Raw genomic sequence first — 6,577 nt, forward strand, 5'->3', positions numbered from 1 at the left:
CCTTTAGCTTGTTTCAAAATTTTCTTGTGACGTGCACGTGCAATTACACCACGTTTTACGCGAGCCATGTGTGCTCTCCTGTATCTATTCTAATTAAAAAAAGTTAAACGTTAACGACTTATGCGTACGGCAGGCACGCGATTACCAGGCCCAGATCGCCTTTGGAAACCATGGCTTTCGGACGCAGGTGACGTTTACGCTTGGTAGCTTTCTTAGTCAGAATGTGACGCAGGTTAGCGTGCTTGTGCTTAAAACCACCTTTACCGGTTTTTTTAAAGCGCTTAGCAGCACCGCGTACGGTCTTAATTTTTGGCATTTTATTAACTTCCACTTCGCATTGTTAAATAAACGAAACATAGGCGAACAACGCCTGTGAAGCCCGAAGGCTCCACAGGAATTGCTACTTGAAGGCCTTACTGTTTCTTCTTAGGAGCGAGCACCATGATCATCTGGCGGCCTTCGATCTTCGTTGGGAAGGATTCGACTACTGCCAGTTCAACCAGATCTTCTTTCACGCGGTTAAGCACTTCCATACCGATCTGTTGGTGGGCCATCTCACGACCGCGGAAACGCAGCGTGATTTTGGCCTTATCGCCATCTTCGAGAAAGCGAATCAGGCTGCGGAGTTTTACCTGATAGTCACCTTCGTCAGTACCAGGGCGGAATTTAATTTCCTTAACCTGGATAACTTTCTGCTTTTTCTTCTGTTCCTTAGAAGACTTACTCTTCTCATAAAGGAACTTGCCGTAGTCCATGATACGACAAACTGGCGGTTCGGCGTTAGGGCTGATTTCAACTAAATCGACGCCAGCTTCTTCAGCTTTCTCGATAGCTTCTCTCAGACTCACAATACCCAGCTGCTCGCCTTCCAGACCAGTTAAGCGAACTTCCTGGGCGCGAATCTCGCCATTGATACGATTCGGACGTGCCGTTTGAACTCGTTTTCCGCCTTTAATACCTTATTCCTCCAGTTGTTGAAGACTGCGGCTACGGATTTCTTGTAGCAGCTTCTCAATCACTTCCTCTACGCCCATGACGCCAAGGTCTTTGCCACGACGGGTGCGCACGGCAACTTTGCCTGCTTCCACCTCTTTGTCGCCACAAACCAGCATATACGGGACACGACGTAAAGTGTGCTCGCGGATTTTAAAGCCAATCTTCTCATTTCTCAAGTCTGCTTTTACACGAATACCGGCATTTTGTAGTTTGCGGGTCAATTCGTTAACATATTCAGACTGAGAATCGGTAATGTTCATTACCACCACCTGCACTGGCGCAAGCCAGGTCGGGAAGAAACCAGCGAACTCTTCGGTCAGGATACCGATGAAGCGTTCGATGGACCCGAGGATGGCGCGGTGAATCATGACCGGTACCTGACGCTCGTTGTTTTCGCCAACATAAGAGGCGCTCAAACGCTGCGGCAGAGAGAAGTCCAGCTGTACCGTACCGCACTGCCATGCACGATCGAGGCAGTCATACAGGGTAAATTCAATTTTCGGGCCGTAGAACGCCCCTTCACCCAGTTGATATTCAAACGGGATGTTGTTCTCTTCCAGCGCAACCGCCAGATCCGCTTCCGCGCGATCCCAGGTTTCGTCGCTGCCGATACGTTTTTCAGGACGAGTTGACAGCTTGACGACGATCTTCTCGAAGCCAAAAGTGCTGTACATATCGTAGACCATACGGATACAGGCGTTAACTTCGTCACGCACCTGATCTTCGGTACAGAAGATATGCGCATCGTCCTGCGTAAAGCCGCGCACGCGCATCAGGCCATGCAGCGCGCCTGACGGCTCGTTACGATGGCAGCTACCGAACTCCGCCATACGCAGCGGCAGGTCGCGGTAGGATTTCAGACCCTGGTTGAAGATCTGCACGTGACCCGGGCAGTTCATCGGCTTGATGCAGTACTCACGGTTCTCGGAAGAGGTGGTGAACATGGCATCTTTGTAGTTGTCCCAGTGACCGGTTTTTTCCCACAGGACGCGGTCCATCATGAATGGGCCCTTCACTTCCTGGTACTGGTACTCTTTGAGCTTGGAGCGAACAAACGTTTCCAACTCGCGGAAAATGGTCCAGCCGTCATTATGCCAGAACACCATACCCGGCGCTTCTTCCTGCATATGGTACAGGTCGAGCTGCTTGCCGATTTTACGGTGGTCACGCTTCGCCGCTTCTTCCAGGCGTTGCAGGTAGGCATTCAGGGCTTTTTTATCGGCCCAGGCGGTGCCGTAAATGCGCTGCAGCATTTTATTGTTGCTGTCGCCACGCCAGTACGCCCCTGCGGTTTTCATCAGTTTAAAGTGATGACAGAAACGCATATTCGGCACGTGCGGACCGCGGCACATGTCGATGTATTCTTCATGGTGGTACAGACCCGGTTTGTCATCATGCGCAATATTCTCATCGAGAATAGAGACTTTATACATCTCGCCGCGCTTCACGAACGTTTCGCGGGCTTCATGCCAGCTCACTTTCTTCTTGATGACATCGTAGTTTTTCTCCGCCAGCTCGTGCATACGCTTTTCGAGGGCGTCGATATCTTCCTGCGTCAGGGTATGGTCAAGGTCCACGTCATAGTAGAAACCATTGTCAACAACCGGCCCGATCGCCATTTTGGTGTTCGGCCACAGCTGTTTGATCGCATGACCCAGCAGATGCGCGCAGGAGTGACGAAGAATTTCCAGACCTTCTCCATCTTTTAGGGTGATGATCGCCAGCTGTGCGTCATTTTCGATAAGATCGCTGGCATCAACCAGTTCGCCATTCACACGTCCAGCGATACAGGCTTTCGCCAGACCTGGGCCGATATCGAGGGCAACATCCATTGGGCTTACTGCGTGGTCGTAATGGCGTTGACTGCCATCAGGAAGAGTAATTACAGGCATTTTATATCCTTATTTGCAGTGGTGCCCCACACGAAAGAGCACATACAAAACAATTTTGAGAAAGTTAACGGCAGGATTATCGGGTATCTCGCTTCACTCTGCGGAAAACAGACATCCGGGCAATGATTCGCCTGATATCTTCCCGATAGCTGCAATTAAGTACCTGACCATACTACACGTCTTAAAGACGCGTTGAAAGTCCGCCTTTATTATTCGCTTTGCTGGCCGCCCCAATTCCGGGCTGTTGGCCTTCCGTTAAGGCGCAACGCGGTATCACTATGCATACCGTTAAGCCATTGAGGGCGCAAAAATGGATTTTACTCACCGGATCCACACTGTGACTGATTTTATCAGTCAGCATCAACATCTGGCGCTGGGCATTCCGTGGCTTGCAGATCTTTTCTCATAAAAATCAGGCCGGAAATTTCCGGCCTGACACATTACATCTTGTACCCTAAGGTCACCATCGTACGACGGTCGGTATGATCCGGCGCGGTCGACGGCGGCTGCGAGTTCCAGGTCAGGTTATAGGCGACACGCAGACCGAAATGCGCGTTGATGGCTACATCCAGCGCAGTTTCTGAGTTGACCGTCGTGTCATCAGCGCCAAAGACGGAAACGCCCTGGGTGAATTTCGCGGTGTCGGTCATCTGCCAGGCGTAGATCCCCGATACATAGCCCAACGCCTGCGTCTGCGTCTCGCCATCGGTGTACTCGTCGTAACGTACGCCAGGACCAAATTCAAAACGCAGGCTATGCACCGGCCCATTGATGATCTGGCGACCATAACCCGCGGTGAAAACGTCACGCTCGCGGTAACCGTTATAGCGGTCAGTCAACCAGCTTGCCTGGCCGAACAGGTAATCGTAGTCGGTCAGGTTATAACGCGAACGCCCGCCAATCGCGTATTTCTCTGAGGAGCGTTCATCATTAGAGGAAGTGTTGCTCGCATTGCCCCACAGCGACCATGCGGTTTTTTCGCCATACCAGGTCAGGGTGGAGTCTGCGGTCAGAGAAGAACTTTTAGTGTTACCAGATTGCGCCAGATAACCGCCGTTCACTTTACCTTCAAACGGTTTCTTCGCTGAGGAAGGGTCGTCCATGACAGTAAAAACGGTATCATCAGCCAGTGCGTGCAATGACGTAAACAGGCCCCCCGCCAGCGCGATGGCCACGGGTACTGTCTTGAAAAGCTTCATTTATTTAAGAGTCCGTACAACAAAAAAAGAGACCATTACGGTCCCGGAAACTTTCGCGAGGATCAGCGACAGGCAGTCCTAAGAAAGGTAACAAATTATAAAAAGGCCCGATTAACATAGCAATGAATTCTTATTTCATTTTTTGAATAAGAGGGCTCTTAAAACTCGTTTTATTTCATAATGATAAAAGTCAATGTTTGACTCTAAATTCATGAAAAATCATGCTCTTGATACTTCCCCTCAGGCGAGTTAGGTGCCAGGCTTACGCTGAACACATTATGGGTTGACCTGTAAAGGTCATAAAAGGAGGTAATAGAATGACCAAGATCTATACTCTCACGTTGGCGCCCTCGCTCGACAGCGCCACGCAGACCCCACAAATTTATCCCGAAGGCAAATTACGCTGCAGCGCCCCTGTTTTTGAACCGGGCGGCGGCGGGATCAACGTTGCGCGCGCCATCACTTTTCTCGGCGGTACCGCGACCGCGATATTCCCGGCGGGCGGCGCAACAGGAGAGCACCTGGTCGCCCTGCTGGCCGCAGAGTGTGTTCCGGTAGAAGCCGTCGAAGCGCAGGACTGGACGCGGCAAAATCTGCACGTGCATGTTAAGGCCAGCGGCGAGCAATACCGTTTCGTGATGCCCGGCGCGACGCTCAGCGATGACGAATTTGTCCGTCTGGAGGCTCAGGTGATGGCAGCTGACGCTGGCGCAATTATCGTTATTAGCGGCAGCCTGCCGCCGGGCGTCTCCACAGCACGTCTGGCCGCGCTGATAAAAAACGCGCAGCAGCACGGCCTGCGCTGCATTATCGACAGTTCCGGCGATGCGCTGGCTGCCGCGCTGAACGTCGGCGGACTTGAGCTGGTTAAGCCGAATCAGAAAGAACTGAGCGCGCTGGTCCAGCGCGAACTGACCCAACCCAACGACGTGCGTCAGGCGGCGCTTGAGATAGTGCGCAGCGGTAAAGCAAAACGCGTTGTCGTATCGCTCGGGCCGCAGGGCGCACTGGGCGTGGACGCCAGTGGGTCCGTTCAGGTGGTGCCGCCGCCGGTAAAAAGCCAGAGCACCGTCGGCGCCGGGGACAGTATGGTCGGGGCCATGACGCTAAAACTGGCGCAGAACGCGCCGCTGGAAGAGATGGTACGCTACGGCGTGGCCGCAGGCAGCGCGGCCACGCTAAACCAGGGCACCCGCCTGTGCTCGCTTGAGAATACGCAGAACATTTACCACTATCTGTGCAATGTATAGACCGCCGCTCCCACCGCCTGTGCGGCGGGAGTCGCCAAATCCGCGTTATCGACTATGCTAACAAAACTCTTGAATAACAATGTGGTGATCGCCCGGCGTGAATATCACATTACGCGTCCTTGGTCACAATAACCGTCCCTTAAAGCGCACAGTTGTGCGTCAGTTCCTATTTTTCCACCGCATTTATGCGCTAACCTTATGATATGGCAGAAGACATGGGGAGAGACAGCATGTGGCAAGCTATCAGTAACCTGTTGAGAGAGCATGGAGACGGCGAGATCGAGCTGCGCAACGAACTGCCCGGCGGAGAAATCCACGCCGCATGGCACTTGCGTTTTGGCGGCCGGAGCTATTTCGTTAAATGCGATGAGCGCGAAATGTTGCCCATCTTCACCGCCGAGGCCGACCAACTGGAGTTGCTGTCGCGCAGCAAAACCGTCCAGGTTCCCGAGGTTTTCGCCGTCGGCAGCGATCGCGACTACAGCTTCCTGGTCATGGAGTATCTCCCTGCTCGCCCGCTGGATGCCCATAACGCCTTTCTGCTAGGTCAGCAGCTAGCGCATCTGCACGAGTGGAGCGATCAGCCACAGTTTGGGCTCGACTTCGACAACGACCTGTCGACAACGCCACAACCCAACACCTGGCAGCGACGCTGGTCGACCTTTTTTGCCGAGCAACGGATAGGCTGGCAGCTGGAACTGGCGGCGGAAAAAGGCATGGCTTTCGGCAATATCGACGCCATCGTCGAGCATATCCACCAGCGGCTGAGCAGCCATCAGCCGACGCCATCGCTGCTGCACGGCGATTTGTGGTCGCAGAACTGCGCGCTCGGCCCGTCCGGCCCCTATATCTTTGACCCAGCCTGTTACTGGGGAGACCGCGAATGCGATCTGGCGATGCTACCGCTTCACCCGGAACAGCCGCCGCAAATTTATGACGGCTATCAGTCAATATCGCCGCTGCCGCACGGCTTTCTGGAACGCCAGCCGGTTTACCAGCTTTATACGCTGCTTAACCGGGCGATTTTGTTTGGCGGCCCGCATCTGTTAACCGCGCAGAAAGCGCTGGAGCGCGTGCTGGCAGCGTAAAAAAAGGTTCATCGCGGATTAGCGTGAACCAATAGAAAACGGCAGTAAGAACGTTTAGGTTTGTCTTCGCCAAAAAACACCCCAAACGTCCAAAACTGCCGTCACCATGAATGCTAACCTGACTTCGCTTTTCTGGAAAGGATTCAGCGTCA

6 protein-coding genes and 1 pseudogene are annotated in these 6,577 nt (G+C 53.1%); 2 read left to right on the forward strand and 5 right to left on the reverse strand.

The genetic code is table 11. The features are described from left to right. The 5 genes and pseudogenes from JO226_RS17510 to JO226_RS17530 all read right to left on the reverse strand — a co-directional run. Window positions 1-68: pseudogene (locus tag JO226_RS17510) on the reverse strand (50S ribosomal protein L20); the annotation flags it as partial. A 50-nt stretch (window positions 69-118) separates the two neighbouring features. Then, window positions 119-316 (reverse strand): 50S ribosomal protein L35, encoded by a 198-nt coding sequence (rpmI, locus tag JO226_RS17515; protein WP_001124225.1) that lies wholly within the window; start codon window positions 314-316, stop codon window positions 119-121. A gap of 97 nt (window positions 317-413) precedes the next feature. Continuing rightward, on the reverse strand, window positions 414-956 hold the full coding sequence (infC, locus tag JO226_RS17520; protein ID WP_275050287.1) for a translation initiation factor IF-3: 543 nt from the start codon (window positions 954-956) through the stop codon (window positions 414-416). A gap of 3 nt (window positions 957-959) precedes the next feature. After that, on the reverse strand, window positions 960-2,888 hold the full coding sequence (gene thrS / locus JO226_RS17525) for a threonine--tRNA ligase (protein ID WP_293607438.1): 1,929 nt from the start codon (window positions 2,886-2,888) through the stop codon (window positions 960-962). A 440-nt stretch (window positions 2,889-3,328) separates the two neighbouring features. Beyond that, window positions 3,329-4,087 (reverse strand): YdiY family protein, encoded by a 759-nt coding sequence (locus JO226_RS17530; RefSeq protein WP_293607440.1) that lies wholly within the window; start codon window positions 4,085-4,087, stop codon window positions 3,329-3,331. Between the two features lie 317 nt (window positions 4,088-4,404). Between JO226_RS17530 and pfkB the strand changes: the two genes are divergently transcribed. Together pfkB and JO226_RS17540 are read left to right on the forward strand one after the other, a co-directional pair. Beyond that, window positions 4,405-5,337, forward strand: a complete 933-nt coding sequence (gene pfkB, locus JO226_RS17535; protein WP_293607442.1) for a 6-phosphofructokinase II — start codon at window positions 4,405-4,407, stop codon at window positions 5,335-5,337. A gap of 230 nt (window positions 5,338-5,567) precedes the next feature. Next, window positions 5,568-6,425, forward strand: a complete 858-nt coding sequence (locus JO226_RS17540) for a fructosamine kinase family protein (RefSeq protein WP_293607444.1) — start codon at window positions 5,568-5,570, stop codon at window positions 6,423-6,425. Window positions 6,426-6,577 lie beyond the last annotated feature (152 nt).

Source organism: Pluralibacter sp. (assembly GCF_019237635.1).
Lineage (GTDB): Bacteria > Pseudomonadota > Gammaproteobacteria > Enterobacterales > Enterobacteriaceae > Enterobacter_B.